This is a genomic window from Prolixibacter sp. NT017, from assembly GCF_009617875.1.
GTDB lineage: Bacteria > Bacteroidota > Bacteroidia > Bacteroidales > Prolixibacteraceae > Prolixibacter.
Genome location: NZ_BLAV01000001.1, coordinates 4,971,872 through 4,988,210 on the forward strand (window position 1 = coordinate 4,971,872; position 16,339 = coordinate 4,988,210).

General features: G+C 47.6%; 13 protein-coding genes. 9 read left to right on the forward strand and 4 right to left on the reverse strand.

Features of this window, described 5'->3' with window-relative positions; translation table 11 throughout:
- The first annotated feature begins 25 nt into the window (after positions 1–25).
- Together GJU87_RS20610 and GJU87_RS20615 are read left to right on the forward strand one after the other, a co-directional pair.
- On the forward strand, positions 26–1,375 hold the full coding sequence (locus tag GJU87_RS20610; RefSeq protein ID WP_153641188.1) for a cyclic 2,3-diphosphoglycerate synthase: 1,350 nt from the start codon (positions 26–28) through the stop codon (positions 1,373–1,375).
- Positions 1,376–1,482: 107 nt separating this feature from the next.
- Complete coding sequence (locus tag GJU87_RS20615; protein ID WP_153641189.1) at positions 1,483–2,385, forward strand: carbohydrate kinase; 903 nt, start codon at positions 1,483–1,485, stop codon at positions 2,383–2,385.
- A 15-nt stretch (positions 2,386–2,400) separates the two neighbouring features.
- Here the strand turns inward: GJU87_RS20615 and GJU87_RS20620 are convergent, their stop codons facing one another.
- Positions 2,401–3,357 (reverse strand): DMT family transporter, encoded by a 957-nt coding sequence (locus tag GJU87_RS20620; protein ID WP_153641190.1) that lies wholly within the window; start codon positions 3,355–3,357, stop codon positions 2,401–2,403.
- Between the two features lie 563 nt (positions 3,358–3,920).
- Here GJU87_RS20620 and GJU87_RS20625 point away from each other — a divergent pair.
- The 5 genes from GJU87_RS20625 (at position 3,921) to GJU87_RS20645 (ending at position 7,993) form a co-directional block, all read left to right on the forward strand.
- Positions 3,921–4,562, forward strand: coding sequence for a hypothetical protein (locus GJU87_RS20625; protein WP_153641191.1), 642 nt, complete (start codon positions 3,921–3,923; stop codon positions 4,560–4,562).
- 434 nt (positions 4,563–4,996) lie between these two features.
- Entirely contained in the window at positions 4,997–6,019 is a 1,023-nt protein-coding gene (locus GJU87_RS20630; protein ID WP_153641192.1) for a serine protease, read from the forward strand.
- Positions 6,020–6,054: 35 nt separating this feature from the next.
- A complete protein-coding gene (locus GJU87_RS20635; protein ID WP_153641193.1) occupies positions 6,055–6,258 on the forward strand; it encodes a hypothetical protein in 204 nt (67 codons plus the stop codon).
- 137 nt (positions 6,259–6,395) lie between these two features.
- Complete coding sequence (locus GJU87_RS20640) at positions 6,396–6,944, forward strand: DUF1697 domain-containing protein (RefSeq protein ID WP_153641194.1); 549 nt, start codon at positions 6,396–6,398, stop codon at positions 6,942–6,944.
- Positions 6,945–7,417: 473 nt separating this feature from the next.
- A complete protein-coding gene (locus GJU87_RS20645; RefSeq protein WP_153641195.1) occupies positions 7,418–7,993 on the forward strand; it encodes a superoxide dismutase family protein in 576 nt (191 codons plus the stop codon).
- 867 nt (positions 7,994–8,860) lie between these two features.
- On the opposite strand, the gene GJU87_RS20650 is transcribed toward GJU87_RS20645, so the two are convergent.
- The 3 genes from GJU87_RS20650 to lysS are packed head-to-tail and all read right to left on the reverse strand — an operon-like array spanning position 8,861 to position 12,964.
- Entirely contained in the window at positions 8,861–10,204 is a 1,344-nt protein-coding gene (locus GJU87_RS20650) for a glucose-6-phosphate isomerase (protein WP_153641196.1), read from the reverse strand.
- A 22-nt stretch (positions 10,205–10,226) separates the two neighbouring features.
- Complete coding sequence (locus GJU87_RS20655; protein ID WP_153641197.1) at positions 10,227–11,231, reverse strand: NAD(P)H-dependent glycerol-3-phosphate dehydrogenase; 1,005 nt, start codon at positions 11,229–11,231, stop codon at positions 10,227–10,229.
- An 11-nt stretch (positions 11,232–11,242) separates the two neighbouring features.
- A complete protein-coding gene (gene lysS / locus GJU87_RS20660) occupies positions 11,243–12,964 on the reverse strand; it encodes a lysine--tRNA ligase (protein WP_153641198.1) in 1,722 nt (573 codons plus the stop codon).
- 315 nt (positions 12,965–13,279) lie between these two features.
- Between lysS and recJ the strand changes: the two genes are divergently transcribed.
- Both recJ and GJU87_RS20670 read left to right on the forward strand, forming a co-directional pair.
- Positions 13,280–15,016 (forward strand): single-stranded-DNA-specific exonuclease RecJ, encoded by a 1,737-nt coding sequence (recJ, locus tag GJU87_RS20665; RefSeq protein WP_153641199.1) that lies wholly within the window; start codon positions 13,280–13,282, stop codon positions 15,014–15,016.
- A 31-nt stretch (positions 15,017–15,047) separates the two neighbouring features.
- On the forward strand, positions 15,048–16,322 hold the full coding sequence (locus GJU87_RS20670; protein WP_153641200.1) for a uracil-xanthine permease family protein: 1,275 nt from the start codon (positions 15,048–15,050) through the stop codon (positions 16,320–16,322).
- Positions 16,323–16,339: the final 17 nt, after the last annotated feature.

Here is a 16,339-nt window from a genome sequence, read left to right on the forward strand (position 1 = left end):
CTCTCACATCTAAATCATTTCAACTATGGCACGCCGTAATGTTCTTATCATCGGGGCTGCTGGCCGCGATTTTCACAACTTTAACACCTTTTTCAGGGACAATCCCGATTACCGGGTGGTTGCATTTACTGCCACTCAAATTCCCGACATCGACGGGAGAAAGTATCCGCCGGAACTTGCCGGAGCCAATCTCTACCCGGATGGCATTCCGGTTTACGAGCAAAACGATTTGGCGAAGCTGATTCGGGAACTGGAAGTCCAGGATTGCTTCTTCTCTTACAGCGACGTTTCGTATGATAAGGTGATGAGCCTGGCTTCCGTTGTGCAGGCTGCCGGAGCCAACTTTATGTTGCTCGGTCCCGGCGAAACCATGCTGCGAAGTACCAAGCCACTCATCTCGGTGACCGCTACCCGTACCGGATGTGGAAAAAGCCAGACTTCCCGAAAGGTAGTGGAACTGCTGACCCAAATGGGATTGAAAGTGGTGGCTATACGGCACCCCATGCCTTATGGCGACCTGAATGCACAAAAAGTGCAGCGATTTGCTGAAATTGCCGACCTGAAGAAACACAAATGTACCATCGAGGAGATGGAAGAATACGAACCGCACATTGTTCGCGGAAACGTGATTTACGCCGGCGTGGACTACGAAGCGATTCTGGGTGCCGCGGAAAATGACCCCAACGGATGCGATGTTATTCTTTGGGACGGCGGGAACAACGATATGTCGTTCTACCACTCCGATTTGTCGATTGTGGTGGCCGATCCGCATCGAGCAGGAGCCGAAGGAGCTTACTATCCCAGCGAAGTAAATGTACGGTTGGCCGATGTGGTTATCATCAATAAAATTGATACCTCCGCGCCGGAGAAAATTCAGGCTGTTCGTGATAACATTGCCCGCATTAACCCGAAAGCGGTGATTGTGGAGGGCGCTTCTCCCGTAAGGGTGGAAGATCCGGAGTTGATTCGCGGCAAGCGGATTTTGGCTGTTGAAGATGGCCCGACCCTGACGCACGGAGAAATGAAGATAGGGGCAGCCATTGTGGCGGCACAGAAACTGGGAGCTAGTGAAATTGTCGATCCGCGCCCGTGGCTGGCTGGCAAGCTTGAAGAGACTTTCCGGATTTATCCGAACATCGGTACGTTGTTGCCGGCGATGGGATATGGGGATGAACAGGTGAAAGACCTGGAAAAAACCATCAACAAAGTCGATTGTGACGCGGTGATTGTGGGAACACCGATCGATCTGCGCCGTGTGGTAAAAATTAAAAAACCATCGACCCGGGTATATTACGATCTGGAAGAGATTGGGGAGCCCAAACTGACGGGTATACTGGATGAATTCGTTAAAAAACATCTTCCCGGAAGGGTATAAGAACAGGAAAGCGGCTTCGGTCGCTTTTTTTATTTTATTTATATAAACATTACCTTCACGTGAAACTTGATGGCAACGGTTGGTTGCTCCAAAATTTTTCTTCGTACATGACATATAATATCATCGCATTTGGGGAGTTGTTATGGGATTTGTTGCCTGAAGGCAAGGCATTGGGAGGCGCTCCGGCGAACTTCATATTTAGGGTGAACCACTTTGGAAATAACGGCCGGCTGATTACCCGCCTGGGAAATGACGAGCTGGGTAAAGAAGCGATGGAACGCGTGAAGGAAATCGGCTTGCCGACAGGATATGTGCAGGTGGATGAAAACGCTCCGACCGGAACAGTGGATGTGTTTCTGGACAAACAGGGAATTCCCGATTTTACCATCAATGCCGGCGTGGCCTTTGACGAGATTGAATTTACTTCCGACATAAAGGAGCTGGCTTCCGAAGCGCACTGCATTTATTACGGAACGTTGGTCCAGCGCGGAGAGAAATCCCGTGAATCGCTTTTCAAATTGCTTGATGCGGCACCCAAGGCGTTGAAGTTTTGTGATATCAATTTACGGAAAGACTGTTATACACCCGAAACCCTGCACGAATCGCTTCAACGGGCCGATGTGGTCAAGATTAACGATGAGGAGATCATGGAGCTTGGGAAGATTTTTACGCTCATTGGGACCGATCCGCGAAGTTATGGTGAGGATTTGATGATGCGATACGACCTGGGAATTCTGTTGGTGACCATGGGTCCCAGGGGAGCTCAGTGCATCACGCAGGATGGCGAATTCTTTTATGATTCCGGTTACGAAGTGAAAGTGAAAGATACAGTCGGCTCGGGAGATGCGTTTTCGGCCGGATTTATCCACATTTTACTGAAAACCGGAGATGTGCACCATGCGCTGAACTTCGGTAATGCATTGGGCGCTTTAGCGGCAACAACAGCCGGCGCGACGGTTCCTATCAGCGAATCGGAAGTGATGGCCTTTATGCGAAAGTATTACGTTTGATATAACGAAACGAAATCACCTTACCGTCGATATATTCTTCTGCCCGGAACTATTTTTCCGGGCTTTTTTATTCCGGTACTGTTCCGGCAACTTCGCTACAGCGATTATAATCACACCGGCGATGGAGAGCAACCCGCCAAAAATCTGGTAGCCTTGTGGCAGTTGTCCGAAGTAAATCAACACACCTCCCATCACAAACAATCCTTTCAAAGCCTGGATGATGGAAGAGCGCGAAGCTTCGATGTGCTCGAAGCTCTTATAGAGCAGCAGGACCGCCAGGAATGGCCCGAAGAAAGCGCCCAGTCCGGTATTGAGCAATGCCCTGCCGGGGACATGAAACGAACTCCCCGAAACAGTAATCCAGCCGATGGCAAACAGGAAGAGCCAGAAGGTGCGGTTGAAGTTGAGCAATTCCGGAGGGAAATCTTTTACCTTCACTTTCACCAGGATGGTGGTGGCTGCAGCAAACAGGGCATTCAGCACTACGATTCCCGTACCCGGAATGAAGAAGTCGGAGAGTTTGGCCGAGCCTGAATAGCTGGTGACAAAAGCTCCCACCAAAACAACCACAATGCCCACCGTTTCGAGCCGGGTAAAGCGTTCTTTCAGCAGCACGACACCCATTAATGTTACAAAGAGCGGAAACAGGTTGCCCAGGAAACTGGTCACGGCCGGGTTTTCGATGACTTTGATGGAGGCGAAAAACAGGGTTGTCGTCGCTATTTCCATCGCGCCCAGCGTGGGCAATACCCAGCGCGACCTTTTCGGGATATTCCGCAACACCGACAACTTGCCGCGAAAGAGCACAACCGCCAGGTTCAGGCTGAAAGCAATCAGGAACCAGTAAAACCAGAACTGCGACATGCTCATGTGGTTCATGGCAGCTTTACTGAAGATGTACACGTTACTGAACGAAATGGTGGCCAGCACCGTGTATATGTAGCCGCGCGGGCGGTTAGCCTGTGTTGTCATACGGTTGGTATTTGGGTGCAAAGATAGATGTTTCGGGAATATGGAAAGACAACAGATATCAGACTTTAGATATGAGAGGGAGATGAAGTAAGGCGTAGGCTCAGGCAAAGGCGAAGAGGTTGAGGAATGACCAGGTGTTTTTATCGTGAAAATCCTCCTCCGGCCTGTCGCCCACCTCCTCCCAAGGAGGACATTTTTTCGGATCTAATATCTCTCATCTGATATCTAACAGTCTTCTTTGAAAAACTTATCAACCATTTCATATTATGTGTAGTAGTGGCGAACGTTCGATTTCTGATGGTGAACGTGCAAAAATCTGTGGTGAATGACACACTGTCCGAAAAAGTACACCCGGATGGACGCAGTTATGAACAATAAGCGGATGGGGCGCTTTAGGTTTCTTCTTTCTAATCGCTTAATTTTAGGTTAGTTCGTTTGGCGATGGTTGAGGAATGTGAGGCAGAACCATTGCCCGTTAGCAAAAGACCCAAAAAGGTGGTTATAACAACCCCGGCAATTGAAACCATTACAGACAACCTATAAAACGTTTAAAATTTTAGCGAATGAACACTGACCAAAACAAACACCTGCGTATGTACCTCAATACGCAAGCTGCACTGGACAACCACACCAATAAGTGGAACATGCTGCCGATTATGGTAGCCAAGAAAAATGAATATGATGAACTGATTCAGCGCATCATCAGCCAAAACGAGAAGACCAACCCGGCCAGCAAAGGCATCACCGAGAGCAAGGACCTGGTTCGTCACGGACTGACCGAAAAGGCGGTATCCCTGTCGGGGACGATGCAGGCTTTTGCCGCGGTGAATAACGACCTGGAGCTGGCCGAAAAGGTGAGCCTCACAAAAACAGCTCTGAACCATTGTCGTGAAACTGATTTGGAGGCTATGGTGGTTCCGGTAATTACCGAAGCCCGCAATCGTATCGAGGCGCTCACCGATTACCTGGTTACCGAAGATATGATTGTGGAAGTGGAGACCAGTCTCGACAACTTCAAGGCGTTGATTGGGCAGCCGCGTACCATCCGGAATAAGGCGTTTGCTGCCAAAACGGTGCTGGCCGATTTGTTCGACCAGACCGACGACCTGTTGAACAGCCAGCTCGATAAACTGATGCTGCGCTATCGTGCAACCGATAACGATTTTTACGAAGAATATACCCGGGCACGGGTGATTGTTGATTAATTTGCTTTTAATGGTTTAGATGAAAGCTCCGGCTCCCTTTGTCCTGTTTCCGGCAAGAGGCGTGTCGGAGCTTTCGATTGGAAAAGCTGCGCAAACCGCTTTACTGGCGGAGAAACGTACCCGTCAGGTAAAGAGAACATCTCGCCGGGCCACGAAAACTACTCCAGCTGTAAAGAAATGAACACGATGATCGAAGAAAACTACCCGGGTCGTGAAGAAATGAATACACTGAGTGAAGAAAACTACTCCAGCCACAAAGAAATGAACATGGCGAGCAAAGAAAACAACTCCTAGACTAAAGAAAACAACTCCGCGACCGACGCAGTGGCAGTTACAACTGACGCAATGGCAGTGGGGAGGGGAGCAGAGAATGCTGCTCATACTTTAAAAAATAGGTTAAGAATCTAATGGATATCAATAAAAAATAAAGTGTTATGAGAAGTGAAAGAATTGATAATTATCGTAAAATAGAAGAAATAAGAGGAACAAGGTTAATCGTTTATGTTACTGGTGATCGTCCTGGGATGGAAACACAGATTCATCCGGAAGTTTTGGAGTATTTTGTAAATCACTTAGATCCCCTAGGAAAAGTGGAGAAAATATCTCTACTCTTGTACACGAGAGGAGGTAATACATTAGCCGCTTGGAGTTTGGTAAACCTCATTAGGCAGTTTTGTAAAGAGTTTGAAGTAATAATTCCATCTAAGGCTCAAAGTTCAGGTACATTGATCTCTATTGGTGCCAACAAAGTTGTTATGACTAAGCAAGCAACTTTGGGACCAATAGATCCGAGTCTAAATGGTCCGTTAAATCCACAAAATCCACAGATTCCACAAAATCCAATGGCAAGAATTCCAGTAAGTGTTGAATCAATCAAGGGATATTTTGCTCTCGCAGAGGAGGATTTGAAGATAGGTAATGAGAAAGAGTTAACACAGATTTTGTTAAGCTTATCAGAGAAAGTTCATCCTTTAGTTCTAGGAGATGTATACAGATCGAGAACTCAAATTCAAATGCTAGCAAGAAAACTTCTTGCAAAACAAATTGATAATAAAGATAGGATTGAGGAAATTATTTCATTTTTGACGAGTGATTCAGGAAGCCATGATTATACGATCTACCGAAATGAAGCTAAGCATGAGTTGGGCCTAAATATTGAAAAACCTGATGACGAGTTTTATTCTATATTAAAACAAACCTTTGATGATATTCGGACAGAATTGGAGCTGTTGAATCCATTTGATCCAAATTTAATATTAGGCGCAAATCAATCGGCTCAATACTCTTGTCGAAGAGTATTGATTGAGAGTTCTCATGGTGGTACAGACGTATTTGTAAGCGAGGGGCAGTTTATCAGACAACAGCAACAAATTCCTCAGCCGCCTCCATTACCTCCGATGCAACGAACAATAATTGATGATCACCGTTCGTTTGAAGGATGGAGACATGAAGATTAATTTTTTTATTAACTTTGAACTAGAAACAAAGAACTATGAAAAAGGTAATCAGAAATACAGAGTTCAATAATCTGGTTAATTATTCAACCGAAAAGTCAAGCGCGGATTATGCCTCTGCCAGTCAATATAATTCAGTTGATCCAACGAGCTTGGCCTACGTTTCTAAAAATAATCAGATTGTGGAGTACCATTTGGTAGACTTTTCTGAGAAAGAGGTCAATAATGAGATGAAATTTTAATTTTTCTTCAAAATAGAGGATTAATAAAAGTTATGATTTTTAGGATGTCATCCCTCCGAGGAATGACATCCTTTTTTTCTTTGAACCTTCCGTCTCTGTCAGTGGTTTCATGAACCATAACCAACCCATCCTTACAGATGAACCAATACATTGCAATTCTTCGTGGCATCAATGTGGGTGGCAACCGGAAAATTAAGATGGCCGACCTGAAGGAGCTGTTTACCGGTCTGGGCTTCACGGAGATTTCAACATACATACAAAGCGGTAACGTGTTGTTCTCTTCCGCGAAAGCGGAGGATACCATGGCATTGGGTGACCAGCTGGAGCAAGCCATCGCCGATACATTTGGCTTCGATGTGCCGGTGATTGTCCGTACCGTTGAGGAACTGCAGCAGGCTGTTGCTGTCAACCCGTTTTACGCTTCGCCGGACGCCGATATCGAACGGTTGCACCTCACGTTTTTGAAAACAGAACCGGAAGCCGACAAGTTGGATGCCATTAACCAAATCAACCACTCACCTGACAAATTCAATATCATCGGTAACCATGCATTTGTTTATTGCTCGGGCCGCTACAGCGAATCCAAACTCACCAACGCTTTCTTTGAAAAGAAGCTGAAGGTACCCGCTACTACGCGAAACTGGAAAACGGTGCTGAAGCTGGTGGACCTTTCTATGGGAAAATGAGAGGGGGAGAAATGGCGAATAGGCGATAGGGAGTGTCATTTTCGGATTAAACTGCCCTTTCAGGGCGAAGGTATTTTTGTGCCGGACCCGAATTCCCGAGGCGTTGTCGTTGGGCTGAAGTAAGCTGTCTCTTCAAGACGAAGAGCACATGAAATATTTCGAGATGAGATTCCGATGCTATGATTTTCGGGCTGCCGGCCCGGTTTAATTTAGCCCAACGGCAACGCCTTGCAGTTGAAAAGCAAGAAATTTGTTATCGCCCTGAAAGGGCAACTTACCACTGATTTTTCATGTTAATATTTAGTTATGAGGGAGAACTTCTTTATCGAAATTTGAACAAGATACGCCTCTGGTTAGTTTTAGATAGTCAAAGGCTAAGGGGCCGGAGGTATCCTGCCGGGCCGGATGACCAGACAGCTAATCCGCCGAACGAATGAAACGAGATGAATGACTAACTTAAAAATGAAAGTGCTATGAGGAAGAGAATTTTTGCATGGAATGGTATGCTGGCAATTATTTTACTGATTGTTACGCAATCTTGTGCTCCTAAATCAGGACAACAGAACAACACGGGGACGGAAAAGATGGCGACACCTGAAGTAACCAAAGCGGTATGCGTCCTTCAGCCAACAGCAGGGAATCACGTCACCGGGACTGTTACCTTCACTAAAGTGGATGGCGGCGTTCAGGTAGTAGCCGACTTGAAAGGGCTGGCTCCGGGCAAACATGGTTTCCACGTGCATCAGTATGGTGATATTTCCGCAGCAGATGGTACATCGGCCGGCGGACACTTTAGCCCGGAAAATGTGAATCACGGTGGCCCGGATGCGGATGTTCGTCATGTGGGTGACCTTGGGAATATCGTCGTCGCGGCCGACAGTACCGGTCATTATCAGCGGATAGACAAGATGGTGAAGCTGAACGGACCGCACTCGGTGATTGGTCGCGCCATCATTGTGCACTCCGGTGAAGATGATTTGACTTCGCAACCAACGGGGGCTGCCGGCTCACGCATTGCCGAAGGGGTGATTGGTATCGCCAAGCCTTGATGGAACTACTACTTGATTGATTAGATATCGAAGGGGATTTCACCGGAAGGGTGGAGTCCCTTTTTTGTTGTAACAATGCCCTTTCATCGGACTTTAGAAAGCATGGCAACAGGCTGGGAGCCTGGAATTCCAAAGCCGGGGGTATCGCCCCCGGAAAGTTGGAGGAATGGAGAGGAAGCCTGAAGGGCTTCAGCTGTTATTGGTTTGATTTCCTGTATAGGAATTGAGAAGAATTAGGTGCCAGCCTTTCAGGCTGGATGTAATAATGATGTGACCGCTTCCCTTGGGGCGAAGCCTACGAGTGTTCGAAACAATGTTTTCTACTCATCCCAACCCTTCTCTAATCATAGAGAAGGACTCACGCCGCTGCATATTCGAAAGGCATCATTTCCAAAAACAACCTGGTATCCCGTCGGGAAAAATGCAAATACAAACTTCGATGCTATCACCGGCCCCCGCCCATCTTTACTTGTAGAGAGGGGCAATTCGGACGCAGTCCGGATGGGGTGAGTAGATAAAAATCCAACCAACGAGTACCGTTGCCAGGTGAGGGAAAACAGGCTGAAGGCTTGATATTTCAAATCTGCTTTCCCGATAACTTCCTACAAGGTTTCGAACACTCCTGGGCGAAGCCCCAAGTTTTTGAATGAAAGCCTTCCAGGCTTAGGGGAAGAATTCTAATGGGGAGGTTATTAGTTAATGCAGATTCTTTGCATAAGAAGAATGTATCCTGACAGATTTCAAAAACCTGTTAGGCTCGAGGTTGCGAATCAAACCACCGACAGGGTTTTCAACCACTGTCGGGGTCAAACAAAAAAAGCTGCCCGAATGAGCAGCTTTTGTATCGTTGTAGCAACCTGTTGTTGCTTACAGGCGCGATTTGATTTGCTTGGTTTCTTCTTCGAAGCCGGGTTTTTCGAGCAGGGCGAACATGTTCTTTTTGTACGCTTCTACTCCGGGCTGGTCGAATGGATTCACCTCGAGGGCATAACCACTCATACCGCAGGCAATCTCGAAGAAATAAATCAACTGTCCAATGTTGTACTCGTCGATTTTCGGAACCTCTACACGGATGTTCGGAACGCCGCCGTCCATGTGGGCCAGGGCGGTTCCCAGTTCAGCCATTTTGTTCACCTCGTCGACACGTTTGCCGGCCAGGTAATTCAGCTTGTCCAGGTTATCTTTGTCTTCCGGAATACGAACTTCGTAATCGGGCTTGGCAATGGAGATAACGGTTTCGAACAGAATGCGCTCGCCTTCCTGGATGTACTGTCCCATGGAGTGGAGGTCGGAAGTGAAATCAACGCTGGCCGGATAAATTCCTTTGCCCTCTTTTCCTTCACTCTCACCGTACAGCTGTTTCCACCATTCGGAGAAGTAGTGCAGTTTCGGGGTGAAATTGACCAGGATTTCGATTTTCTTACCTGATTTATACAGGCTGTTACGAACAGCTGCATACTGTGCTGCCAGGTTATCTTCAAACGGTACGTTTACATCGCTTGCTTTTTCCATGTCGCGGGCACCTTGTACAAGCGCACGAACATCAAATCCGGCAACGGCAATCGGCACCAGACCCACCGGAGTCAGTACCGAGTAACGTCCACCGACATCGTCCGGAATCACGTAAGTCTTGTAACCTTCCGCGTCAGCGAGGGTACGGAGGGCACCTTTGCTTTCGTCGGTAATGGCTACAATGCGTTGACGGGCTTCTTCCACGCCATATTTATCCTCAATATCCTGACGAAGCAGACGGAAAGCCAACGCCGGTTCGGTAGTCGTTCCCGATTTGGAAATAACTGCCATCGCGTACTCTTTGCCTTTCAGCAGTTCGCGCAGTTCGTGCAGGTAATCTTCACCGATGTTCTGTCCGGCAAAGAGAATATGCGGTGCATCGCTTCCTTTCAGGTGAGCGAATGAATCAGACAGTGCATCCACCACGGCTTTGGCGCCGAGGTACGAACCGCCGATTCCGATGACCACAAAAATGTCGAGCTTCTTGCTTCTAAGGCGGGCTGCTGTTTCTTCCACATCACTTAAGTGCTCTTCGGTGATAGCAGTTGGAAGGTTCACCCAACCCAAAAAATCGTTTCCTTTTCCGGTTTTTTCGTGGAGAGCTACATTGTTCTTTTCCGTCGTTTCCTTCCACGCGAATACTTCGTCGCGGGAAACAAAGGAAAAGGCTTTCTCCATATCCAGCTTGATATTGTTCATGATAGCGAGATTAAAATATGATTTATCGAAGATGTTCTGTTAAAATCCTCAGTTCAATGGCCGGTGAGATGTTCTCGTAAAGTATATTGTAAACAGCGTCGGTGATGGGCATGTTCACATTGTAACGGCTATTTATTTCCCGAATACACTTCGTAGCGAAGTAACCCTCTGCAATCATGTGCATTTCGAGCATAGCAGTGCGTACAGTATAGCCTTTACCAATCATGGTTCCGAATGTCCGGTTACGGGAATATTGCGAATAGCCGGTTACCAGCAGGTCGCCCAGGTAGGCGCTCGATTTGATGTCGCGGGTAATGGGATGCACTGTGTCGACAAACCGTTTGATTTCCTGGATGGCATTCGACATCAGCACGGCCTGGAAGTTGTCGCCGTAGCGCAATCCATGCGAAATGCCGGCCGCAATCGCCATGATATTCTTGAGAACGGAAGAATACTCGGTTCCCCAGATATCGTCGGAAATATGGGTCCGGATATAAGGACTTTCGAGAAGAAACGCAAACTGCCGGGCTCTTTTTACATCGGGGCTGGCAATGGTGAGGTACGACAACAGTTCCCGTGCGACCTCTTCGGCGTGACACGGGCCGGCAATAACGCCCACCTGGTCGTAGGGCACGTTGTAATATTCGTGGAAAAATTGTCCCACCACCAGGTTATCGTCCGGAACAATCCCTTTGATTGCCGATACCACAAATTTCTGACTGATATCCACGGTCAGGTTCTTGAGCGCATCCTTCAGGAAGGCCGAAGGAATGGCAAAGACCAGGATATCCGACTGCTCGGCGATTTCGTTGATGTCGGAATAAAAATGAATCCGGTTGACATCAAATTCCACCGCTTGCAAGTAGTTGGGATTATGGTGAAATCTCCGGAACAGATCAATGGTTTCTTCCTTGCGGAAATACCAGTTGAGTTCCGGCACATTATTCATAAACATCTTGGCAAGAGCTGTAGCCCAGCTCCCGCTTCCGATGATGGCAAGTCGTAATTTCTCGCTTATTTCAGACATTCAATGAAAGTCTAGTTTACCCACTGCTTGACCTCGTCAGCTGACGGATTGGTCAAACCCAGTTTGTTTTTCTTATTATACCCGCAGAGGTCGTTGAATAACTTGCCGGGTTTAATCTCTTTGAGTTGTTCTACCTTGGTGATGCCCATTTTGCGGATGACACCTACCCAATCGGTCGGGATGCCCAACTCTTCGAATTTACCGTCACTGTCACCTTCCGATTTCTTCTCCGGTTTCATTTGCGGGAAGAGCAGTACATCCTGGATGGACAGGTTGTCGGTCATCAACATGGTGAGGCGGTCGATACCGATTCCCATTCCAGATGTAGGAGGCATGGCGTATTCGAGCGAGCGCACAAAGTCCATATCGATGTACATCGCTTCGTCATCTCCTTTTTCCGAAAGCTTGAGCTGTTCCTGGAAACGCTCCAGCTGATCAATCGGATCGTTCAGCTCGGAATAAGCGTTACACAACTCTTTGCCGTTCACCATGAGCTCAAAACGCTCGGTCAAATCGGGATTATCGCGGTGCTTTTTACACAACGGTGACATCTCTTTCGGATAGTCGATGATGAAGGTTGGCTGAATGTAGTTGCCTTCGCACTTTTCGCCGAAAATCTCGTCGATGAGTTTGCCTTTTCCCATGGTCGGGTCCACCTCGATATCGAGATCCTTGCAAACTCCGCGAAGTTGTTCTTCATCCATGCCGGAAATATCGATGCCGGTGTATTCCTGGATGGCATCATACATGGTTACCCGCTTGAACGGGCGTTTGAAATCAATTTCCTTGTCGCCCAGCTTCACTTTGGTGGTACCGTGCAATGCCAAAGCCACGCGCTCGATCATTTCCTCGGTGAAATCCATCATCCAGTGGTAGTCTTTGTAAGCTACATAGATTTCCATCACCGTGAATTCGGGGTTGTGCGTACGGTCCATTCCTTCGTTACGGAAGTCTTTGGCAAACTCGTACACGCCATCAAAACCGCCAACGATCAGTCTTTTCAGATAAAGCTCGTTAGCGATACGCAGATACAGCGGAATGTTCAACGCGTTGTGATGTGTAGTGAACGGACGGGCGGCTGCTCCACCCGGAATGGGTTGCAGAATCGGGGTTTCAACCTCGAGGTAGCCGCGTTCGTTAAACAGTTCGCGCATGGTGTTGATAATCTTCGTGCGGTTCACGAAAACATCCTTCACCTGCGGATTCACAATCAGGTCGACATATCGTTGGCGATAACGTTGTTCGGGATCGGTGAAAGCGTCGAATACTTTCCCGTCTTTTTCTTTTACCACCGGCAGCGGGCGAATGGATTTGCTCAACACGGTGAGCTCTTTCACATGAATGGATATTTCGCCCATTTGGGTGACAAACACGAAGCCTTTCACTCCGATGATGTCGCCGATATCGAGTAATTTCTTAAATACTTCGTTGTAAAGGGTCTTGTCTTCACCCGGACAGATTTCGTCGCGGTTGACATATATCTGGATGCGTCCGGTGCTATCCTGTAATCCGGCAAACGAGGCTTTACCCATGATTCGCCGACTCATGATGCGACCGGCAAAAGTTACGTTCTGAAAGTTTCCTTTTTCGGAATCGAACTGCTCCTTTATCTCTTTCGCGGTAGCATTTACGTTGTACATTTCGGCAGGGTAGGGGTTGATGCCCAGTTCCCGTAACCGATTCAGCGAATTACGGCGGATAATTTCCTGTTCACTCAGCTCTATGTTACTCATTTTTAAACGTTATCCAGTTCTACGTTCGAGAAAATTACCTGCAAAGATAACAAAGAAATCTTATTTGTGTTTCGATGTTTGGTCGACAAAGCATTTTATAACCAAAGGATTATCTTTCTGTGGCCTTGAAAAAAGAGGCAATGGTCAGAGTGACGGGGAAATAACCACGCTGTGCCGGCAACTTTATTTTCTCCTTAATGTTTTGTTAACAAAACCTGACGAATGTTAGATTTTTGTTTTTGCTCCGTCCCGGCATTTTGTATCTTTGGAAGATTTATAAATTAAGCAGAAAAGCGAGTTAGGAGACCATAGGGTATGCAGAAAATCTGGAACTTAAAACAGCCGGCCGACATGAATGAGGTGAAGCACTTATCGGCAGCCTTGAATGTCGACATGGCGATTGCAAACCTATTGGTTCAGCGTGACATCAAAACCTACCAGGATGCGCGCTCTTTTTTTCGTCCCCGGCTAACCGATTTACACGACCCGTTTTTGATGAAGGACATGGACAAGGCGGTGAAACGTCTGGTTGAGGCCATTCAAAGCGACGAAAAGGTGTTGGTGTACGGCGACTATGATGTGGACGGAACCACCTCCGTTGCGCTCATGTATTCCTTCCTGCAGAATAAGCTGACGAATGTGGATTACTACATTCCCGATAGGTACATGGAGGGGTACGGTATTTCGAAGCGGGGAATTGAATATGCTGCCGAGAATGAGTACTCGCTGGTCGTGGTACTCGACTGCGGTATTAAGGCGATTGATAAGATTGCCCAGGCGAAGGAGATGGGAGTTGAATTTATCATCTGCGATCACCATAATCCCGACGACGAAATTCCGGATGCTGTAGCGGTACTCGATCCGAAACAACCGGATTGCAACTATCCTTACAAAGAGCTATCCGGGTGTGGTGTTGGATTCAAATTTCTGCAGGCTTTTTGTCGTGATCAGGGTATCCCCGAAGATGTAATTTATGAGCTGCTTGATTTAGTTGTGGTGAGTATTGCCTCGGATATCGTTCCGCTGACCGGTGAGAACCGCGTGCTGGCTTACTACGGTCTGCGCAAATTGAATTCCAATCCTTCGGTCGGCCTGAAGACCCTCATCAAATATGCGGGAATGCAAGGCGAGATTCGCGTGAATGACATTGTTTTCAGGATCGGCCCGCGATTGAATGCTTCGGGACGTATTGAGCATGGAAAGAAATCGGTGGCCATTTTGATGGCACAGGACGAAGAAGAGGCGGAAGCACTGGGCTCGGAAATCAATTCTTACAACGAAATACGCAAAACACTCGACCAAAATATTACCCAGGAAGCGCTGGAGATGATTCAGCAAAACGATGGCTGGGAAAAGCTAAATTCGACGGTGCTTTATAACCGCGACTGGCACAAAGGTGTCGTGGGAATTGTCGCGTCGAGGTTGACTGAGCACTATTACCGTCCGACGGTTATTCTAACCGAGTCAAACGGAATGGCGACCGGTTCGGCGCGTTCGGTAGGAGAATTCGATCTCTATGAAGCTATTGGCGCCTGCTCTGATTTGCTGGAATCGTACGGAGGGCACATGTATGCCGCCGGTATGTCGATGAAAATCGAAAATGTACCCGAATTTCGCCGTCGTTTCGAAGAGATTGTGACCGAATCGGTGAAAAAAGTGAAACTGGTCCCGATGATTGATATTGATGCGAAGGTGAGCCTTTCGGATTTGAATCCAAAATTTCTTCGTGTACTGAATCAGTTCGAACCGTTCGGTCCGCATAACATGATGCCGGTATTCCTTACGGAGGATGTGATGGATTACGGAACCAGCCGGTTGGTGGGGCGGGGAAGCGAGCACATCAAACTCGATTTGATTGAGGCGAATCGTTCGTCTTCTGTTTTCTCGGGAATCGCCTTTTCACAGGCGCATCATTACGAGATGATCAAACAGTCGCTGCCGTTCGATATTTGCTATTCGGTTACCGAAAATGAATACAGGGGAAAGGTGTATATGCAGTTGAATGTGCGGGATATGCGCTCCCGATTGTCGGAAAATAATGACAACGCTTAATCATATATTCTAAACACAAAACACCTGATCAATGACTTCAAACAATTTGCACCAGCAATTAACTGGCTGGAAAAGGACTGTACTGGGGATTCAGTTCCTTTTTGTCGCTTTTGGTGCCACCGTACTGGTTCCACTTCTCGTAGGAATTGACCCGGCTGTCGCGCTTTTTACCGCCGGAGTAGGTACCCTCATCTTTCATCTTATCACCCGGGGAGTCGTTCCTGTTTTTCTGGGGAGTAGCTTCGCTTTTATCGCGCCGATTATTGCCTCTTCCGAAATGTACGGCATGGCCGGAACACTTGGAGGATTAATGGCTGTCGGATTGGTTTATGCCGGTATGTCCGCGCTGATAAAACTGAGGGGAGTTCGCTTCATCGAGCGTCTGTTTCCTTCGGTAGTTGTCGGCCCGGTAATCATTGTTATCGGGCTTTCTCTTGCGCCAACGGCTATCAATATGATACAATCGCCAAGTGCTGAAATTCTGCAAACCACGTCTTTTGGCTTACGCTGGCTGGTCGCAGCAGTGGTCCTGGGAACGGCCATCCTGATTGTTACCTTTGGCAAGGGAATGATGAAACTGATTCCGATTTTTATCGGAATGGCAGTTGGTTATTTTCTCTCTGTTATGCTGGGGATTGTCGATTACTCCGCCGTACTGGCAGCCGATTGGTTTTCGTTGCCCGAATTTACCCGGCCCGAGTTTAGCTGGGGAGCCATATTGTTCATGATTCCGGTGGCCGTTGCACCTATCATCGAACATGTGGGCGATATGTACGCCATTGGCGGAGTCGTAAACAAAAACTTCATCGAGAAACCCGGCTTGCACCGGACATTGCTGGGAGATGGTATCGCCACTTTCTTCGCCGGCGTTATGGGAGGACCGCCCAACACAACTTACTCAGAGGTAACGGGTGCGGTTTCGTTAACCAAAGTGGGTGATCCTAAGGTGCTGCGTATTGCCGCTATTACCGCCATAGTTTTCTCACTTGTAGGTAAAATTTCCGGATTCCTGAAAACCATTCCCGAGCCGGTTTTGGGGGGCATCATGCTGCTCTTGTTCGGAATGATTGCATCAGTGGGTATTAAAACCTTAATCGATTCGAAAACCAACATGAACATTACCCGTAACCAGGTGATTGTTTCGGTGGTGCTTACATTGGGCGTGGGCGGTGCGACCCTGCAGTGGGGTAGCTTCTCGCTGGCCGGAATTGGCCTGGCATCTGTGGTGGGTGTTGTGCTGAATTTGATTTTGCCCGGGCACTCACTTCTTGTTCAGGAGAGCAAAGAAGATGATATTGTTATATAGCTTTCGCTGAAAGGCAA

Excerpts from the sequence above, each read along its gene's own strand:
- recJ (WP_153641199.1), top strand. The coding sequence starts at position 13,280 with ATGCAGAAAATCTGGAACTTAAAACAGCCGGCCGACATGAATGAGGTG.
- GJU87_RS20640 (WP_153641194.1), top strand. The coding sequence starts at position 6,396 with ATGAACCAATACATTGCAATTCTTCGTGGCATCAATGTGGGTGGCAAC.
- GJU87_RS20615 (WP_153641189.1), top strand. The coding sequence starts at position 1,483 with ATGACATATAATATCATCGCATTTGGGGAGTTGTTATGGGATTTGTTG.
- GJU87_RS20610 (WP_153641188.1), top strand. The coding sequence starts at position 26 with ATGGCACGCCGTAATGTTCTTATCATCGGGGCTGCTGGCCGCGATTTT.
- GJU87_RS20650 (WP_153641196.1), bottom strand. The coding sequence starts at position 10,204 with ATGAACAATATCAAGCTGGATATGGAGAAAGCCTTTTCCTTTGTTTCC.
- GJU87_RS20670 (WP_153641200.1), top strand. The coding sequence starts at position 15,048 with ATGACTTCAAACAATTTGCACCAGCAATTAACTGGCTGGAAAAGGACT.
- GJU87_RS20655 (WP_153641197.1), bottom strand. The coding sequence starts at position 11,231 with ATGTCTGAAATAAGCGAGAAATTACGACTTGCCATCATCGGAAGCGGG.
- lysS (WP_153641198.1), bottom strand. The coding sequence starts at position 12,964 with ATGAGTAACATAGAGCTGAGTGAACAGGAAATTATCCGCCGTAATTCG.
- GJU87_RS20625 (WP_153641191.1), top strand. The coding sequence starts at position 3,921 with ATGAACACTGACCAAAACAAACACCTGCGTATGTACCTCAATACGCAA.
- GJU87_RS20635 (WP_153641193.1), top strand. The coding sequence starts at position 6,055 with ATGAAAAAGGTAATCAGAAATACAGAGTTCAATAATCTGGTTAATTAT.
- GJU87_RS20620 (WP_153641190.1), bottom strand. The coding sequence starts at position 3,357 with ATGACAACACAGGCTAACCGCCCGCGCGGCTACATATACACGGTGCTG.
- GJU87_RS20630 (WP_153641192.1), top strand. The coding sequence starts at position 4,997 with ATGAGAAGTGAAAGAATTGATAATTATCGTAAAATAGAAGAAATAAGA.
- GJU87_RS20645 (WP_153641195.1), top strand. The coding sequence starts at position 7,418 with ATGAGGAAGAGAATTTTTGCATGGAATGGTATGCTGGCAATTATTTTA.